We start from the raw sequence: 17,830 nt of genomic DNA, 5'->3' as shown, positions 1-17,830 counted from the left end.
GGTGGGACGGGCCGGCTGGGCCCGGCCCCGAATTGCCGCCGAGGCGCCGGCGCACGGGTCAGACGATCCGCGGGTCGTCCAGGTCGAAGTAGACGCGGTACGGCGTCCGTTCGGCGATCTCCGACAGCGGCCGCAGGTCGCCGAGGGGCAGGCGCGCCGTTCCGACGCCGCTGGGCGTGTACCGCACACCCTCGCCCGGCTCGAAGGCCTGGTCGAGGTCGACCATCTCCCAGGGGGTGGGGAGCGAGATCGGCATGGTCCAGTCGGCCTTCTGCGCCAGCACGACCGGGCCGTGGGCGAAGGCGACCCGGTTCGGGTGCCGGGCATCGACGGGCAGGACCCGCAGCCCGGCGCCGATCGTGACGTCGATGACGTCGCCGTCACGCCAGTCCCGGTCGATGACGAGCCAGTCCCCTTCCTTCGCGACCGCGGGCACGGGTTCTCCGTTCACGGCCGCAGCGAAGCCGTCGCTCCACGACGGGACCCGCAGCCGCAACGCCAGGTGACCCGAGCCGCGCAGGGTCAGGCGGGCATCGTCGGTCCGCGGGTAGGACGTCTGGAGGGTGAGACCGAACTCGCGACCGTCGTGTTCCCAGGAGACCGTCGAGGGCACGTAGAGCAGCACGGCGAGTCCGTCGTCGGCCGCGTAGTAGAGGAAGTTCGGGAGTTCGGAGACGCACTGGAGGTACGTCCCGGAGCAGCACGGCCAGTCGTCCCAGTGCGGCAGTTTCGTCGCGACCCCGAGCCGGTAGTCCTGGTAGTAGGGCGTGCGGCCACCCGGCCGGACCGGCGTCACCGCGCCTATCCCGGAGTAGACGAGCTGCTCCACCCAGTCCCCGTAGCGCGCCTCGCCGGTGTACGTCAGCAGCGCCGTGGACACCTTGAACGCGGCCCACGACCCGCACACGATCTCGGCCGAGTCCGTGCGCCACTCCAGGCTGCGCCCGAGCGCACCGTCCTCCGGCAGCGTGAACTCGCTCGGACCGTAGCCACCCGTGGCGAACGTCTGCGTCGTGGTGAAGTACGTGTGCGCGTTGCGCACGATCTCCAGGTACCGGTCCTCGCCGGTGGCCTCGTACGCCGCGGCCGCCGATGCGAACGTGTTCAGGTGTGAGTATGCGTGCAGCCAGGTCGGGACCGGCCAGGCCCGGCCCGGCTGCGGCTCCGTCAGGAAGCGGTCCCAGTAGGCGTCGTAGTGCCACTCCCGCGCGAACTCGCCGACCCGCTCGTCCGCACCGGCCAGCCAGGCGCGGTGGAGGTTCTCGGCGAGCGTGTACCACTCGAGGGTGCGGGCGTGGCTGGTCGGCCCGATCCGGCCACCGGCGAAGTCGTGCGCCGACGGCGTCGGCCGGGCCCGGTCGAAGGTCCGGTCCGCCCAGGGCACGGTCCGTTCGAGGAGCGCCAGCGCCGGCTCGTGCCCGGCGAGGGTGAACGTGTCGACGAGTCCGCAGATGAGTTTCTCGTAGCCGTACAGGGACATCCGGACGTCACCGTCGGGACCGACCGTCTCCGCGAAGCCGTCGACCAGTTCGATCGCCCGCTCGCTCGCCGCCGTCACTCCGGCGGTGACGCCGAGGCGGGCGAGTCCGCTGACCCACTGCCCGAACGTGGGTTCCGAGGTCACGGCGGACCACCCGGTCAGGGGCGCGCCGGGAGCGGCCCGGCCGGCCGCCGTCCGGAAGCCGTGCAGGACGTCGTCCGGGTCCATGTCGAGATAGGTGTCCGCGGCGTCGGCGATCCGCTCGGCCAGTGGCCCACTCTCGATCCGGACCCGCCCGGTGTGCCCGAGCGGCCGCAGCACAACCTGCGCCCGGACGCGGTCGGACCGTTCGACTCGGCTCATCGACACTGTTGTTCCCCTTCAGACCTGGGAGTGGGCCGGTACGGGCGATGGATGCGGTTCCTGGGCCGGCCGCGGTAGGACGCCGCTGCGCCACAGCCAGGCCGACGTGAGCAAGGCGGGTACCGCCACGCCGAAAACAGGGATCAGGCCTGGAACCACGTAGTACACACAGAGCGTCACGGCCAGCACCACGGCCGTCCCGATCGCGGTCAGCGGGCGAGCCAGGACCAGCACCGCCGCGCGGCGCAGCGTCGCCAGTGGCCCCTCGTCGAAGTGCACCGCCAGCATCCAGACCGAAGCACACGCCAGGAACAGCACCGCGGCTGCGAACCACAACACCGCCGCCACCCCAGCCGCCAGCCCTTGGGCGCCGGCGGAGGTGAGGAGCCGGTGCTCAACCAACAGCAGGACCCACGCCGCCGTCAGCGTGTAGCCGATCAGGTTCGCCGATCGCAGCTCCGCGCGCCAGGCCGCCGCGAACTCGGCTCGGAGCGACGCCCGACCGGTGTCCCCGGGATTGATCACGTCACGGCGCAGCACGGCGTGCACCGCGGCCGTCGCCGGGAACGCCCCGAGCACCACCCCGCCGCGCAGCGTGTACAGAAGCCAGAGGACGTTCAGGAGGAACAGCCGGAGACCGATCTCGCCGGCGCGGGTGTGCCATCCGAGCAGGCGCAGCATCAGCCCTTCACCGATCCGATCATGACACCCTTCTCGAAGTACCTCTGCAGGAACGGGTACAGCACGATGATCGGCAGGGTGGAGACCACGATCACGCCGTACTTGATCTGGTCCGCGTACTGCTGGGCATAGCTGCCGCCCGTGCCGCCGGCGCCACCGGCGCCACCGGCGAACGCCTGGTTGGAGATCAGGATGTCCCGGAGCACGATCTGCAACGGTTGTCTGTCGTAGGTGCGGACAAAAACCAGACCGGTGAAGAAGTCGTTCCAGTGCTGCACCAGGTAATACAGCCCGATCACCGAGATGATCGCCATGGACAGGGGGATTGCGATCTTCGCGAAGAACTGGAAGTAGTTGGCGCCGTCGATCGTGGCGGCCTCGAAGATCTCCTCGGGGAGGGAGTTCTCGAAGAACGCGCGCGCGATGATCAGGTTGAAGACGTTCACCGCGGACGGCAGCACGAACACCGCCCAGTTGTCCAGGAGGTTGAGGTCCCGGTACAGCAGATAGGTGGGGATCAGCCCGCCGCTGAAGAACATCGTGAACGCGAAGAACAGCATCAGGAACTTGCGGGGGGCGAACTCGCGCCTGGACAGCGCGTACGCGGCCGGCAGGGTCACCAGCAGGTTCAACGCCGTCCCCGCCACCGTGTAGAGGAGGGTGTTCCGGTAGCCGGTCCAGATCCGGGTGTCCGCGAAGATCTGCTCGTAACCGAACCAGGACAGCCCGCGGGGCCAGAAGGACACCCGGCCGGTGGACACCAGGGTCGGGTCGGAGATCGAGGCGATCATCACGAAGTACACCGGGTACAGCGTGATGAACAGGATGAGCCCGCAGGTCAGCGCCAGGAACACCATGAAGGCGATGTCCCCTGGGCTGCGGTGCCGCAGCCTTGTCAGCATGGTCGTCATTCCTCTCACCACAGGCTCGTGTTGGCGACGCGCTTGGCGATCTGGTTCGTGACCACCAGGAAGACGAAGTTGATCGCCGTGTTGAACAGCCCGATCGCCGTCGCATAGCTGAATTGGTTGGACAGGATCCCGATCTTGTACACGTAGGTCGAGATCACCTCCGAGACGGAGAGGTTCAGCGGGTTCTGCATCAGGAAGATCTTCTCGAAGCCGGCGTTCAGCACGCCGCCCATGTTCAGGATCAGCAGCACGATCATGGTCGGGATCAGAGCCGGCAGGTCGATGTGCCGAACAATGCTCAGGCGGCCGGCGCCGTCGATCTTCGCCGCCTCGTAGAGCTGGGTGTCCACGCTGGCCAGGGCGGCCAGGTAGATGATCGAGTTCCAACCGCAGTGCTGCCACACCTCGGAGATCACGTAGACCGGCACGAACGCCGAGGGATCGCCGAGGAAGTTCACCCCGGTGATCCCCAGCCCCTCCAGGAACCGGGTGATCAGCCCGGAGGTGGGCGAGAGGAACACCTGCAGCATGCCGACGATCACCACGATGGAGATGAAGTGCGGCAGGTAGGTGGCCGTCTGGAGGAACTTCTTGCGCGACCTGCCGATCACCTGGTTCACGAGCAGCGCCAGCGCGATCGGGGCGATGAAGCCCACCACCAGAGTGGTCACGCTAATCACCACGGTGTTGCGCATGAGCGTCCAGAACTGCGGACTCTCGAAGAACTGCTGGAAGTACTTCAGTCCCACCCACTCCCCGCCGGTGAGGCCGGCGGTGAAGTCGAACTCACGGAACGCGAGCTGGATCCCGTACATCGGGATGTAGGAGAACACGGCCACGAACGCGATGGCCGGTGCGGCCATCACCCACAGTTGCCAGTACCTGCGGAAGTGGCGGAGCAGGCCCCGGCGCGGGGGCACACCGGCCCCGGTCGCGGCCCTCGAGCGCCGACCCGTCACCTTGACCGGCGTGGGTTCGATCAGCGTCATCCTGGCCTCCTTCGGCCGTTTGGCCGGGCCCGCCGCCACGACGGCGGCGGGCCCGGGAGGTGATCAGCCCAGTGAGGCGACGTACTCGTCGTAATAGCCCTGATAGATCTCCACGTTCTGTGGCACGCCCGCGGCCTCCAGCTGCGCGACGTAGTCGTCCCACCCGGCCTCGGCGCCGCCCTCGGTGACCCAGGTCGCCCAGTTCTGCATCGCGATGGCGAGGAAGTTGGTGTTGTTCAGCGAGACGGTCGAGGAGTCCTCGGCGCTCAGGCTGAAGAACTCCGCCGGGAAGACGTCCTCGACAGGGTCGACGTTCGCCAGCGCATCGGCCAGTGGTTCGGCCTGGTCGTTGGCCTCCTGCAGATCGGAGGGCAGCACCACGTCGATGTCGTCCCGGATCCACATCGGCCCGTTGTCCGCCAGCGAGGTGGTCCACTTCCAGGTGGAGGGGTCGGACGTCTCGTCGGCGGGCGGCAGCACGGTGTACGCGTTCTCGCCGGTCTCCTCGATGTTCGGGCCGATGTCACCCCAGAGGACCTGCACCGAGATGTCCTGGTCGTAGAAGGCGTCGATCACTCGCAGGGAGGCGTCACGGGCGTCCGTCTGCGCGGACATCGTGATGCTGTTCGGCCCGTAGTTCAGCGAGTAGTTGTCGTAGCTCCAGACCACGTCGGAGGCGTCGGCGCCCGGCGCGATCATCGGGGCGGTGGCTGCGTACTGGGGGGCGAGCTGGGCGCCGAACCGGTCCGACGCCGTCCAGCCCCAGGAGAACCCGACGGTCGCGTCATCGCCGTTGCCGCGGCCCACCGACTGATAGGCGGAGTAGTCCTGCGTCATGACCTCCTGGCTGATGAGGCCCTCGGCGTAGCAGTCGTGCAGGAACTCCACGACGTCGCGGTACCGCTCGTCGGTGAAGAAGTTGCCCACCTCGCCGTCCTCGACGAAGTAGCCGGCGCCGCCGCCGCCCGTGATCGGCAGCCCGAGGCTGCCCAGGAACGCGGAGGGCTGGAAGAAGCCGAAGCCGCCGGTCCCGGTCGGCGACCAGTCCATCGGGATCTCGTCACCGGCGTCCCCGTTGCCGTTCGCGTCCTCGTCCTTGAACGCCTTCAGGACCTCGAAGAGCTCGTCCCAGGTGGTCGGCATCTCCAGGCCGAGGTTGTCCAGCCACTGCTGGTTGATGTACTGACGGGTGGCGGTCTGCGGCCAGAACCGGCGATAGCTCGGCAGCGAGAACACCTCCCCCTCCGGCTGCGTGGCCATCACCTCGGTCTCCGGGACCGCCTCGAACATGCCCTGCACGTTGGGCAGCGCGTCCAGATCGTCGCTGAGGTCCTCGAACAGCCCGTTGAACGTGACCAGGTCGGAGTCGGTGATCGCGTTCACGCCGACCACCAGGTCGGGGATGTCCCCGGCCGCCAGCATCGTGGACTTCTTCTGGTCCCAGTCGGCGGAGACCTCCTCCCATTCGATGGTCACGTCAGCCATCTCCTCGAGCTGCGCAACCCAGGCCATGTCGGCCATCGGGCCGGTCAGGGGGTGCTTGAGCACCAGGATCTGGATGGTCTCACCGCCACCCCCGTTGCCGCCGTCGTCTGCGCCGTCATCGCCGCCGGACGTGCAGCCGGCGAGCACGAGCCCGCCTGCCACGACCGCGGCGGTCGCCGTCAGTGCCTTCCTCATCATTGAGCCCTTCGTGTGGTGATTCGGTGGGAGTGCGTCGTCCGCGACTCAGTCGCGGGCGACCGGGAGCCAGACCCGCATCGCCCCGGGGGCGCGGTTGCCCCAGGTCGCGAACGGGATGGCGGTCACTGTGGTGATGCCCGACGGCGGAATGTCGCCGGGGTCTGTCCGGTACAGGTCTGTCGGTGGTGCGCTCACGCGGAAGGTGAGCTCGATGCCGACATCACCGGTGGCGACGGCGGCCGCGGCCACCTCGCGCGGTGCGTGCGCGGCCACGACGGTCAGGTCGTCAACCTCGGTCGAGCCCGTGACGTCGGCCTGCTCGATGCAGTACAGGACGGGGCCGCGCTCGAGTGCGACGCAGCCGCGGACGGCGTCCACGCGCGGGTGCGCGGTGGTCCAGCGCGGCGTGAGGTCGAGGTCCAGCCGGTACCGGGCGCCGTCGACCAGCGCGACCCGGGCATAGCCGTCGGCGTCCGCCCGGGCGGCTGCGCCGTCGGCCCCGTCGATGCCGACGGTGACCAGAGCGGAGGGCGCCGACCACCCCGGGACCCGCACGGCGAGCCGTGCACCCTGGCGCACCGTGCCGCGCACGCTGAGCGTCACCGCACCGGTGCGCGGGTAGTCGGTCTCGATCGTCAGCGTGCCGTCGCCCAGGTGGGCGGGGAGGTCGATCTCGGCGCCGGCGAACTGGTGCACGAGCAGCTCGTCGTCGGTGCTGCTGGCCACGTAGGCCGCGAGCTGGGCCACCACGCGGGCGATGTTCGGCGGGCAGCATGCGCAGGCGTACCAGGAGGTGCGCTCGCGCGGGGCGTTCTCCTCGGAGTAGCGGTCCGGGCGCAGCTGCAGCGGGTTGGAGTAGAAGAACCGGGTGCCGCCTGCGTCCACCGACGCGGCGAGGGCGTTGTGGATCTCGCGCTCGATGGTCTCGGCGTAGCCGGATCCGCCCCGGGCCAGGGTCATCCGCCAGTTCCAGTGCAGGTCCGCGATGGTGGCGCAGGTCTCGGCGTAGGCGCGTTCCGACGGCAGCTCGTAGTCGTCGCCGAACGCCTCGTCGCGGTGCCGGGCACCGAACGCGCCGGACAGGTACATCTTGCGCTCGTGCGCGCTGGCCCACTGGGCGTCCATGGCCTCGAGCAGCGCAGCCTCGCCGGTCTCCAGGTAGAGGTCGGTCACGCCGGCGTTCAGGTACAACTGTCGCACGGCGTGCCCGACGGCGGAGCGGGCCTCGCGCACGGGGGCGTGATCCTGGAAGTAGCGAGCGCCGAGCGAGCCGACCTTGAGCAGGCCGCGGCCACGCAGGTCGATCATGCGCTGCGCGAGGTCGAGGTGGGCGCGCTCGCCGGTGTGCCGGTACAGCTCGACGAGGGCCGTCTCGATCTCGGGGTGCCCGCAGACGCCCTCGACGCCCTCGGGCCCGAAGGTGGCGTGGATCAGGGCGATGAAGCGCTCCGCGATCTCGAGCAGGTCCGTGCGGCCGGCGGCGCGGTCGAGGGCGATCGCGGCCTGGACCATGTGACCGAGCACGTACATCTCGTGGGTCCACTCGAGCTCGACGAACCGCTTCTCAGGGTGGACGCCCTGGATCCAGGTCATCACGTAGCCGGAGTCGTCCTGGACCCGGGCGACGAGCCCGATGACGTCGTCGAGCCAGGCGTCCCACCGGTCGGTGCCGGACCGTCCGATCTCCCAGGCCACCGCCTCGATCACCTTGTACAGGTCCGAGTCGGCGAACACGAAGCCGCGGAAGTCGGCATCGGACTCGGAGACCAGCCGGCGGAAGTTGTCGAGCACACCGGACGCCTCGAGCTGGTCGATGCAGTGCGGGATGGTCGCGGTCGCGTTCAGCTGCTGCCAGGCGCCGAGGCGTCCGTTCGGGTCGAGGCGCACGGCACTCAGGTCCAGCGGACGCTGCACGGCGACCGGTCCGGTCGGCACGGCAGGCGCGACGGTGCGGTGGCCCACGGACCCCTCGAACGTTGTTGGCACGGTCAACTCTGACTCCTTCATCGGTGCGACGAGGACCATTGTTAACGCTCTCATTCAGCGTTGTCAATTGGCAAGCCATTAAAGTTGTCATAACAGTGGGGACCAGCCGCGGATGGCGAGATTCCGGCCCCGTACATTGGCATCCCGGAACGGCTGGTCACCCTGTCGACCGGGGCACTGCCGGACACGATCGTGGTCGACCACCTTCACCCGCCTGGACGACGTCGGCGTGGAGGTCACCGGCCAGCTGATGGAGCCTGAAGGCGCGGTTCTCGCGGCGCATTCGAAGCTGAGCTGATCCGAGCCCTGGGGCCGGCGTGGGAGGTCGAGCATGGCGGTTCCGCTTCCGTGCCCCAGGTCAGGCGCGTATCGGGGTGACAGGTAGCGCGACAACCAACACGGCGTCGGGCGATCCGACAAGGTGCTGTTGATCCACCGAACGGTGGAGGGCTTATCAACCCGAGCGCAGACGCCACGGTCGATGTGGCAGGCTGCGGCGCGTCCGTAACTTCGCAGCATGACCGCAACAGAAGTATGCATCGCCGGCCCCCGAACGCCCGACTCGGGCTCGATCTCCGTGCTGGGACTCGACCCGGTCAAGGACCGGCCGGAGGTGCGGCGCCGCGGCGACGACGCGTCCCTTGAGCGCGTCCAGACGTTCACGCCGGAACTCCTCGAGCCCGCCCTACAGGATGACCATGCCGGCCTGGTAGTAGTCGCCCCGGTCGATCGTGAGCACCATGCCCTTGGCCGACAGGTCGCCGAGCGTGGTGGGCGGCGGGCCACACTGCCGGGCTCAGCCCACGGGATTCGGGCGTGCCGATCGACGCGCTCTGGTTCCCCGGAAGCCGCGGAGGAAGTCGCCGTGCTTCTCCAGGACGCTCACTCGCGGGCCCGCGCGGGCGATGTTGGCGGGTTGGTTGCGGTTAGCGGCTTCGGTCTTCGGGTATCGGGCCACGTCTAGGAGAGGAACCATGATGAGAAGAACTGCCCTCGTGCTCTTGGCCGCGGGCCTAGGAGTCATGGCGGCTTGCACCGGCAGCCCCCCGGATAGCGGATCCGACAGTTCCCTGGAAGCCGGGTCGGACTACGGTGAGGTGGAGCTGGACGGAGCGGTGATCGCCTATGAGAGCCTCGGCTCTCCGGACGACGAGACGGTGCTGCTGATCGCCGGCACGGGGATGCAGCTCATCGACTGGCCGACGGAACTGGTCGAGGCGCTGGTGGACCAGGGCTATCGGGTCGTCAGGTTCGACAACCGGGACGTCGGGCTCACCACTGTGTTCGCGGAGGTGGAGCCGCTCGACGAGGCTGCGATCGGTGACGCGTTGGAGACCGGCGAGCCCCCGCCGGTGCCGTACACCTTCGACGACATGGCCGAGGACGCTCTCGGCGTGCTCGACGCGCTCGACGTGCAAAGGGCCCATGTGGTGGGACTCTCGATGGGTGGAGCGATCGCGCAGTTGATCGCAATCGACACACCGGAGCGCGTCCGCTCGCTCACGTTGCTGGCCGCAGACTCGGGGAACCCCGAACTACCACCGATCGATCCCGAGGCGTTCGCCGACATGCCTCCGGGACCGCGGCCGACCGACCGGGAGGGATTCATCGACCGTCGGGTGGCTGAGGAGCAGGCGTTGACCGGAGCCGGGTACCAGACCGACGAAGCCGAGCTCCGTGCGGCCGTGCTCCGCGCCGTCGAACGCGCCTACGACCCCGCTGCGCTCGCCCGTCAGGAAGTTATGTCACTGGTCGGCCACCTTGCCAGCGCCGACTATCGATTCGCCAACCTCGAGAGCATCGATCTCCCCACGGTTGTTGTCCAGGGTGACGACGACCCGCTGGTGCCGGTGGAGGCGGCTTATGACATCGAGGCTCGTATTCCCGACTCCGAGCTTCGGGTCATCCCCGGGCTGGGACACCAGGTCCCCGTCGAAGTTGTTCCGGACGTGGTGGATGCCATCGTGACCGTCGCCGCCCGGGCCTCCGAGACGTAAGACACGCTCCGCCGGCGTCGATAGACCCGCTTCACGCCCGGCGACCCAAGCGCTGCCCTCGGGGTCGCACCGGCCGGACGGGAGTCGACCCTCACCACCATCCGGCGTGACGGACGCCCGCAACTGTCCGACGTCATGCACCACGTCGCCGGCGACGGCACCATCCGTGTCTCGACCACGGCGAGCCGGGCCAAGGTCCGCAACGTCCCGCGCGAGCCGTGGGTGGCACTGCACGTCAACGGCGAGACATTCTTCACCTACGCCGTGCTGGAGGGCGATCCGACGCTGTCAGACGTCGCAACCCGGCCCGGCGACGTCGCCGGCGCGCTGGTCGACCTCTACCGCCCGCTCCTGCGAGCACGAAGATTGGTCGGCCGAGATGGTCGAGGCCCCGCACACCCGTGCCCGCACGGGATCACGCATCGGCACGCTCCACATGCCGATCGGCTTCCGGGACTTCAGTCAGGGCAGACCCGCCAGCATGACTCAGCAGCGGAACCGCCACGGTTGCCGACAGAACCTCGCCACATAACAGCGCGAGCCACAGCATTCGATGCTGAGCTGATCCGAGGCCTGGGGCCGGCGTGGGAGGTCGAGCATGGCGGTTCCGCTTCCGTGCGCCAGGTCAGGTGTGTGCCGCGATGACGGGTAGCGCGACAACCAACAGGGCGTCGGGCGATCCGGCAAGGTGCTGTTGATCCACCGAGCGGTGGAGGCGTGAATCAACCCGAGCGCAGACGCTACGGTCGATGTAGCGGCAAGCGGCGCGCCCATAACGTCGCAGGATGACCGCGTTGGAAGTAAGAAATCTGCACAAGCGCTACGGGACGCACGTTGCCATCGACGACGTCTCCTTCACCGTTGAAGAGGGGGAGATCTTCGGCATCATCGGGCCCAACGGCGCCGGCAAGACGACAACCGTCGAGAGCATCGCCGGCCTGCGAACGCCCGACTCGGGCTCGATCTCCGTGCTGGGGCTCGACCCGATCAAGGACCGTGCGGAGGTGCGTGAGCGGCTCGGCGTGCAACTGCAGGAGAGCAGCTTCCCGGACGCGATCAAGGTCGCCGAAGCGCTCGAGCTCTACAGCTCCTTCTACCGGGACGCCGTCGACTGGCGCGAGCTCCTGGACCTCCTGGGTCTCGCCGACAAGCGAAACACGCAGTACAAGGCTCTCTCGGGCGGGCAGAAGCAGCGGCTCTCGATCGCGCTCGCTCTGGTCGGCAACCCGAAGGTCGCGATCCTCGACGAGCTCACGACCGGACTGGACCCGCAGGCCAGGCGCGACACCTGGAGCCTCATCGAGCGGGTTCGTGACACGGGCGTCACGATCCTCCTCGTCACGCACTTCATGGATGAGGCGGAACGCCTCAGCGACCGGATCGCCGTCATCGATGGTGGCCGGGTCGCCGCAGTGGACACACCGGCAGGGCTGATCGCGCGGGCGAGCGCGGTACAGCAGGTCAGGTTCCGCGTGCGGGAGCCACTCGACAGGAGTGTCCTGACGGAGCTCTCCGACGTGACAGGCGTCGAGATCACCGAGGGTCGCTGGCTCGTCACCGGCAGCGGGCAGCTCCTGAGCAGCGTCGCCGGGGCTCTCGCCAGGGCCCAGGTCGTGGCGGAAGATCTCCGCGTCGACCAGCGCAACCTCGAAGACGCGTTCGTGGCCTTCACGGGCCGTGCCCCGGAATCCAAAGAACCCTCCGAGAGGAAGGCCGACTGATGCATGCTCTGCGAGAGATGGTCAAGGTCGAGACGAAGCTCTTCCTCCGAGACTCCGCCACCGTCATCTTCGGTGTGCTGTTCCCGGCGGGACTCCTGCTCGGGCTGGGTGCCATCCCGGCACTGCGAGAGCCGTCGCCGGAGACCGGCGGGCTCCGGTCCATCGACGTCTGGGCGCCGACGGCGCTGGTGTTCGGGATGGTGATGATCGCCGTGCAGCACGTCCCCGCGGTGATCGCGACGTATCGTGAGCGCGGCATCCTGCGCAGGCTGTCGACCACCCCGGCGCATCCGCGCAACGTCCTGCTCGCGCAGATGATCGTCGCTCTCGCCTCCGTGGTCGTCTCCGCGGCCCTCATGATCTTCCTCGCGTGGGCGGTGCTGGACATCGCGCCGCCCGAGCGGCCGCTGGAGTTCGTGGTCGCCTTCGTCGTCGGCTTTGCGGCACTGCTCGGGCTCGGCATGATCTCCGCGGCCGTGGTCCGCACGAGCGGCGCCGCGAACCAGATCGGTACCCTCCTGTTCGTTGCGCTCATGTTCTTCGGCGGGGCGTTCCTGCCCCGTGTCCTCATGCCGGACCTGCTGCGCGAGGTCGGCGACTTCATCCCACCCGGGCTGCAGGCTCTCACCGCGGCGTGGTCCGCCGAAGCGGGCGAGGTCACTGCCACCGCCGGGGGGCAGTCCTTCTGGCTGCAGATTGCCATAATGGCGGGTATTGCCGTGATCGCGAGCGCGATCGCCGCGAAGCTCTTCCGCTGGGAGTAGGTGACGATGACGCGAGGCGCCGGGGACGGCGAGCGCCCGAGCTCGAGGACGCACGGTTCCGCGATCGTGGAAGAAGCGGAGTTCGCGAACCGCTCCCGGTTGGCCTGGAAGGAGGAGCACCTGCGGGTCTGGGACCTGCTGCAGCTGTTCACACCGTGGCTGCTGCTGACGGTCTCCACAGCGATCTACTTCCTGGGCGTGCTTCCGGCCTCCGGTGAACCCTTCTGGCCCGAGGGCACCTCCGTCCTCGGGCTGGTCGCGGTCTCGGTGCTGTGGGTGCTGTTCGGACACACACTGCCCATCAGGAGCAGGGCGCTCCGGCCCGTGCCGAGCGCCATCTACTTCGTCGGACTGCTGGCACTGTGCGTCACCCTCATGACGTACTCCGAGATCTTCCTCGTCTTCACCATCTCCGGCTTCTTCCACGCGTACCTGCTCAGACCGTGGCCGTTGGGGGTGCTCGGCGTCCTGGCCACCTCCGTGGCCATCAACAGCTCGGCGATGCGTGTGTGGGCGGACCCTGAGATGCTCGCGGAGTTCCTCCTGATCGTCGTCGTGCAGACCGCGGCGATCGGGGTGGGCATCCTGCTCACCGCGCGCAGCGAACCAGAGGAACGCAAGCGGGAGCAGCTCGTCGAGCGACTCGAGGGGGCACTGCACGAGAACGCCGGGCTCCACGCGCAGCTGGTCGCCCAAGCCCGGGAGTCCGGAGCACAGGACGAGCGGCAGCGACTGGCCGGCGAGATCCACGACACTCTGGCCCAGGGCCTCGCCGGCATCATCACGCAGCTCCAGGCCGCGGAGCGTTCCGCGAGCGTGCAGAACGAGACCGAAGAGCACGTCACGCGTGCACTTCGGCTGGCGCGCAGCAGCCTCACCGAGGCCAGACGGTCCGTGCGGGCGCTGGCTCCCCAGGAGCTCGCCGGAGCGCACCTGCCCGACGCACTGCGCACGCTGACCGAGCGCTGGTCCCAGGACCAGAGGATCAACGCGCGGGTGGACGTCACCGGCACCCGGGAGCCACTGAGCCCGGCGATCGAGGTGTCGCTCTTCAGGGTCGCGCAGGAATCGCTGACCAACGTGGCGAAGCACGCTGGAGCCTCACGCGTCGGAGTCACGTTGTCCTACACGGGCACCGAGGTGCTGTTGGACGTGCGCGATGATGGACGCGGGTTCGCGAAAGGGGTCGGCACCGGCTTCGGCCTGACGAGCATGCGCCAGCGCATTAGGGGCGTCGGCGGTCATGTCGAGGTCCAGAGCGCACCGGGTGAAGGGACATCCGTCAGCGTGCGCGTTCCGGCGATCGCCCCTGGGGATGCGAGAGCAGAGGAGGAGACAGACCGATGATTCGACTGGTGATCGTCGACGATCATCCGATCGTGAGGGGCGGTCTTCGTGACACCTTCGCGGACGCCGAGGACATCGTCGTGGTCGGCGAGGCGAGTGACGGCGTCGAGGGCGTCGAACGTGCGACGGCGCTGGCGGCGGATGTCGTGCTCATGGACCTCCGGATGCCCGGGATGGACGGCGTCGCGGCAACCGCGACCCTGCGCGAGCAGGCCCCGAGTGCCCGTGTGCTGATCCTGACCACGTTCGACAGCGAGAGCGACGTCCTGCCGGCGATCGAGGCGGGTGCGATCGGTTATCTCCTCAAGGATGCGGTGCCCGACGAACTGACGCGAGCAGTCCGCGCAGCCGCGCGGGGAGAGTCGGTGCTCGCGCCGTCGGTGACGCAGCACCTGATGGGGCAGGTTCGCCGGCCAAGCCCCGGCGCCCTGACCGACCGAGAGAATCAGGTGCTGCAATTGGTCGCGAACGGCAACTCGAACCGAGAGGCAGCTGCAACGTTGTTCATCGGCGAAGCGAGCATCAAGACCCATCTGCAACACATCTACGACAAACTCGGCGTTCGTGATCGAGCCGCGGCGGTGGCCGAGGGCTACCGCCGTCGCCTGCTCACGTGACGCCCCGCTGCTGGCCATGACACGGCAGGACCGTCGCAAGCGGCACGAGATCGGGATGGACGACGACGTTCGCAAGGTCGTGGTTAGTCCAGCCCGGCCCCGGCGCATCGTTCAGCTCGAAGCCGAAGGGCTCGATCAGGTGCAGCGTGCACCCGGTGCCGGCGAGCATACGGATCGGGTCACCGGTGTTGGCAGGATCTTCGGCTCGTGACAGTCCGTTGCCCGATAGAAGTCGGCGTAGGCCCGGTCAGCCGGTCAGGCCGGTGACACGCATGGTGATGTTGATCCGCCCGGCGGCGAGGCCGCAGCCCTCCGGCGCCGTGCCCGGGTGGACCTTCTGGATGCCGTGATAGGCGAGCCGCGACGGGCCGCCGAACACGAACAGGTCCCCGGAGGCGAGGTCGATGTCCTGGTACGGCTTGTTCCGGCTCTCGGTGTTGCCGAACCTGAACCGACTGGTGTCGCCGATCGACAGGGAGACGACGGGCGCGAGGGAGCGCTCGTCCCTGTCCTGGTGCATGCCCATCCGGGCCTGGTCGTCGTAGAAGTTCACGAGGGCGGTGTCCGGCGTGTAGTCGTCGCCGCCGCTCGGGTCCCCGGTCACCTCGGCCAGGGCCAGGCGGCCCAGGCGCACCATCCAGGCCGGGAAGTCGAGCACCCGGTTGCCGTTCACGTCGACCGCCTCGCGGGTGTACTCGTAGGGGCGCCAGTGCCAGCCCAGGCAGACGGTCTTCACGCTCATCTCGTGCCCGCGGACCTTGGCCGCCCGGATCGGCACCGGTCCGTCGGCCCATTCGTGGAACCTGGCGACGATCCAGGCTTGCTGGTCGAGGGTCAGCCAGCCCGGCACCCAGGTGGCGCCGTCCGCGAGCTGGCGGCGGGGTCTGGCCAGCAGGTCGTCGCCGAAGAGGGCGTCCATCACCGCTCCTTCCACGCCGAGTACTCGTGCCGAAGGCACACGCCGCACGGGCGGTACCCGGCTGCGATCGCGGTGGCCTCGTCGGCGAAGAACACTCGGTTCCGCACGTACCCGCCTCTCGCGATCGCCCGCAGCGCGGCCGGGCAGTCCAGCCGCCCGTAGATCCTCCCGCGCCGATGTCCACCGAGCACACCCGGGGCGCTGGAGCGGTACGGCCTCCCGTCGGGCCCCTCGAGGAGGTAGGTGGTCACCATGTCCCCTGAAGACGCGGCGCACATCCGGAGTGTGAGGTGTGCACGCACTACCCGTCCTGGGCGGCCGGGGCCGACGACGCCCGGGGCACCAGATGCGCTCCCGTGTGCACCACCCGGGGCAACTCGTCCCGGCCTCCGATCCGTTCGATCAGCATCCGCACCGTGGCGGCGACCATCTCCTCCTGCTCGGGGCTGACGGAGGACAGCGGCGGTGTGGTGAACTCGGCCTCGTCGGTGTCGTCGAAGCCGGTGACCGCGACGTCCTGGGGCACCCGCAACCCGTGGCTGCGCAGCCCGCGCAGGGCTCCGACGGCCATCGCGTCGTTGAAGCACATGACGGCGTCGAACTCCACGCCGGTCTGCAACAGGCCCACCACGGCCTCGTAGCCGGAGGCGCGCCGGTCCCAGTCCGATCCGGTGATCAGCAGACGCTCGTCGAGTGCGATGCCGTGTGCTGCGAGCGCGTCGAGGTACCCGGCGAACCGACTTCCCTGCGGCGCCTCGGCAGGGCCGGTGCCGATCAGTGCGATCCGGCGGCGGCCGGTGTCGAGCAGGTGTTCGGCCATGGCCCGGAAGCCCTCGCGCTCGCCCATGATGACGCAGTCGAACGTTGGCATGATCCCGCCGCCGAGCTGCACCACGGGTCGGGGCGGGACGGCGTCACCGAGGACCTCGGGGCTCAGTCCGTGCGGGCACAGGATCACGCCGTCGACGTCGGGGGTGGTGATGCCGAGGACGGCGTCCCGTTCGGCTGCGGTGTCGTGGGCGATCCGTAGCGTGGTCGTCAGCCCGTGCTCCTCGAGCGCCAGGATCAGCCGCTCCGCGACCTCGGCGAAGTACGGCTGGTAGATCATCGGCACCACCACGGCGACCCGCCCGGTGCGGCCGGACGCCAGCCCGCGGCCCGCCTCGTTGACCGTGTAGCCGACCTCGGCCACGGCCACGAGCACGCTGGCCCTGGTGGCCTCGGCGACGTAGCGACGCCCGAGCAGCACGTTGGAGACCGTCTTGGCCGAGACACCGGCCCGTGCGGCCACGTCCGCCAAGGTCGGCCGGCTCATCGGGGCGCTCCCATCGTGGACTCGCGCCGGACCAGTTCCACGGGCAGGACCACCCGCCGGGGTACGGCCGGTACGGTCCCGGCGATCCGCTCGGCGAGCAGGTCAAGCGCAGCACGGGCCAGTCGCGCCGGCCCGGGGTCGACGGTGGTCAGGGACGGCGTCGAGAACCACCCGTCGTCCAGGTTGTCGTACCCGAGCAGGGCAACCTCGCCCGGTACGTCCACGCCCCGGGCCGTCAGCGCGGACAGTGCACCGAGGGCCACCTCGTCGTTGACGCAGATCAGGGTGTCGGTCCCAGGGTGGGCGGCAAGTGCGGCGACCGCGGCGGCGGCACCCCACCCACGGTCCCACTCGCCGTCGGGCCGGATCACGGGCACCGTGGCCCCGAAGCCGGCCGCCGCCAGTGCCGCGCGGGTCACCGCCCCCGGTTCGGCGAGCGCGCCGGGCGTACGCGGCCCGCGGTCGGCGCCACGGTCACCGCCGAGCAGGAGGGGGCGACGGCGTCCGAGCACCGCGAGATGACGCGTCACCATGCCCATGGCGGAGGCCACGTCGTCGAGCACCAGGTCCGCGTCCGCGTCGTCGCCCTGCACCACGACGACCGGACGGTCGGTGAGGGCCCCGTCGAGCGGGAGGCCGGCGCCGTCGTCGCCGATCAGGACGACGCCGTCGTAACTCGGTCCGCGACCGTCCAGTACCGCGCGGATCCGGGCCGGGTCACCGTGGCTCGGCTCGACCGCCGCCTGGAGCCCGCGCCGGTCGGTCTCGGTGACCAACGCCTCGACGAGCGCCGCGAGGTAGGGCCTGCGCAGGCCGGCGACGGCGATGCCGATAACTCCGGTCCGGCCGGTGCGCAGGGCTCGGGCGCTTCCGTTCGGCACCCAGCCGAGGCTCGCGATGGCGTCCCGGACGCGGGCGACCGTCTCCGGCCGGATGTGGGGCTCGCTGTTCACCACCCGGGAGACCGTCTTCAGGGACACCCCGGCCAGCGCAGCCACATCCCGCATCGTCGCCGCCATGTGGTCAGGGTAGGCCCGAGTCGCCTTCCTCCTTCACC

Annotated in this window: 16 protein-coding genes; 5 read left to right on the top strand and 11 right to left on the bottom strand. The window is 69.3% G+C overall.

Annotated elements, in window-relative coordinates; genetic code table 11:
• Window positions 1-58: 58 nt before the first annotated feature.
• The 6 genes from HALOF300_RS05320 to HALOF300_RS05295 all read right to left on the bottom strand — a co-directional run bounded on the left by HALOF300_RS05320 (window position 59) and on the right by HALOF300_RS05295 (window position 8,093).
• Window positions 59-1,843, bottom strand: coding sequence for a beta-L-arabinofuranosidase domain-containing protein (locus HALOF300_RS05320; RefSeq protein ID WP_156739896.1), 1,785 nt, complete (start codon window positions 1,841-1,843; stop codon window positions 59-61).
• Window positions 1,844-1,861: 18 nt separating this feature from the next.
• Entirely contained in the window at window positions 1,862-2,524 is a 663-nt protein-coding gene (locus HALOF300_RS05315) for a YesL family protein (protein ID WP_156739895.1), read from the bottom strand.
• On the bottom strand, window positions 2,524-3,435 hold the full coding sequence (locus HALOF300_RS05310; RefSeq protein WP_156739894.1) for a carbohydrate ABC transporter permease: 912 nt from the start codon (window positions 3,433-3,435) through the stop codon (window positions 2,524-2,526). Before HALOF300_RS05310 ends, HALOF300_RS05315 begins: the two co-directional genes overlap by 1 nt.
• Before the next feature lie 5 nt (window positions 3,436-3,440).
• Complete coding sequence (locus tag HALOF300_RS05305) at window positions 3,441-4,424, bottom strand: ABC transporter permease (protein WP_156739893.1); 984 nt, start codon at window positions 4,422-4,424, stop codon at window positions 3,441-3,443.
• A 63-nt stretch (window positions 4,425-4,487) separates the two neighbouring features.
• Window positions 4,488-6,104, bottom strand: coding sequence for a type 2 periplasmic-binding domain-containing protein (locus HALOF300_RS05300; protein ID WP_156739892.1), 1,617 nt, complete (start codon window positions 6,102-6,104; stop codon window positions 4,488-4,490).
• 48 nt (window positions 6,105-6,152) lie between these two features.
• Window positions 6,153-8,093, bottom strand: a complete 1,941-nt coding sequence (locus HALOF300_RS05295) for a glycoside hydrolase family 127 protein (RefSeq protein ID WP_231955067.1) — start codon at window positions 8,091-8,093, stop codon at window positions 6,153-6,155.
• Between the two features lie 1,022 nt (window positions 8,094-9,115).
• On the opposite strand from HALOF300_RS05295, the gene HALOF300_RS05290 reads away from it, so the two are divergent.
• The 5 genes from HALOF300_RS05290 to HALOF300_RS05265 all read left to right on the top strand — a co-directional run bounded on the left by HALOF300_RS05290 (window position 9,116) and on the right by HALOF300_RS05265 (window position 14,539).
• Window positions 9,116-10,090 (top strand): alpha/beta fold hydrolase, encoded by a 975-nt coding sequence (locus HALOF300_RS05290; protein WP_197522322.1) that lies wholly within the window; start codon window positions 9,116-9,118, stop codon window positions 10,088-10,090.
• Between the two features lie 785 nt (window positions 10,091-10,875).
• A complete protein-coding gene (locus HALOF300_RS05280; protein WP_156739889.1) occupies window positions 10,876-11,811 on the top strand; it encodes an ABC transporter ATP-binding protein in 936 nt (311 codons plus the stop codon).
• A complete protein-coding gene (locus tag HALOF300_RS05275) occupies window positions 11,811-12,575 on the top strand; it encodes an ABC transporter permease (protein ID WP_197522321.1) in 765 nt (254 codons plus the stop codon). The genes HALOF300_RS05280 and HALOF300_RS05275 overlap by 1 nt, the downstream gene beginning before the upstream one ends.
• Before the next feature lie 6 nt (window positions 12,576-12,581).
• Window positions 12,582-13,922, top strand: a complete 1,341-nt coding sequence (locus HALOF300_RS05270; RefSeq protein WP_156739888.1) for a sensor histidine kinase — start codon at window positions 12,582-12,584, stop codon at window positions 13,920-13,922.
• Window positions 13,919-14,539: a response regulator gene (locus tag HALOF300_RS05265; RefSeq protein ID WP_156739887.1), complete on the top strand. Its 621-nt coding sequence runs from the start codon at window positions 13,919-13,921 to the stop codon at window positions 14,537-14,539. The genes HALOF300_RS05270 and HALOF300_RS05265 overlap by 4 nt, the downstream gene beginning before the upstream one ends.
• Here the strand turns inward: HALOF300_RS05265 and HALOF300_RS05260 are convergent.
• The 5 genes from HALOF300_RS05260 to HALOF300_RS05240 form a co-directional block, all read right to left on the bottom strand.
• Window positions 14,532-14,708 carry a hypothetical protein gene (locus tag HALOF300_RS05260; protein ID WP_156739886.1) on the bottom strand — a complete coding sequence of 59 codons (177 nt, stop codon included), beginning with the start codon at window positions 14,706-14,708 and terminating at the stop codon, window positions 14,532-14,534. The genes HALOF300_RS05265 and HALOF300_RS05260 overlap by 8 nt on opposite strands.
• A 78-nt stretch (window positions 14,709-14,786) precedes the next feature.
• Window positions 14,787-15,458 (bottom strand): alpha-ketoglutarate-dependent dioxygenase AlkB family protein, encoded by a 672-nt coding sequence (locus tag HALOF300_RS05255; RefSeq protein WP_156739885.1) that lies wholly within the window; start codon window positions 15,456-15,458, stop codon window positions 14,787-14,789.
• Entirely contained in the window at window positions 15,458-15,709 is a 252-nt protein-coding gene (locus HALOF300_RS05250; RefSeq protein ID WP_156739884.1) for an Ada metal-binding domain-containing protein, read from the bottom strand. Before HALOF300_RS05250 ends, HALOF300_RS05255 begins: the two co-directional genes overlap by 1 nt.
• Before the next feature lie 50 nt (window positions 15,710-15,759).
• Complete coding sequence (locus HALOF300_RS05245; RefSeq protein ID WP_156739883.1) at window positions 15,760-16,773, bottom strand: LacI family DNA-binding transcriptional regulator; 1,014 nt, start codon at window positions 16,771-16,773, stop codon at window positions 15,760-15,762.
• A complete protein-coding gene (locus HALOF300_RS05240; protein WP_231955043.1) occupies window positions 16,770-17,792 on the bottom strand; it encodes a LacI family DNA-binding transcriptional regulator in 1,023 nt (340 codons plus the stop codon). The genes HALOF300_RS05245 and HALOF300_RS05240 overlap by 4 nt, the downstream gene beginning before the upstream one ends.
• Between the last annotated feature and the right edge of the window lie 38 nt (window positions 17,793-17,830).

The sequence above is a fragment of the Occultella aeris genome (genome assembly GCF_902703175.1).
Lineage (GTDB): Bacteria > Actinomycetota > Actinomycetes > Actinomycetales > Beutenbergiaceae > Occultella > Occultella aeris.
Note: the sequence above shows the minus strand (reverse complement) of the source record. Positions and strands in the feature narration are given on the sequence as shown.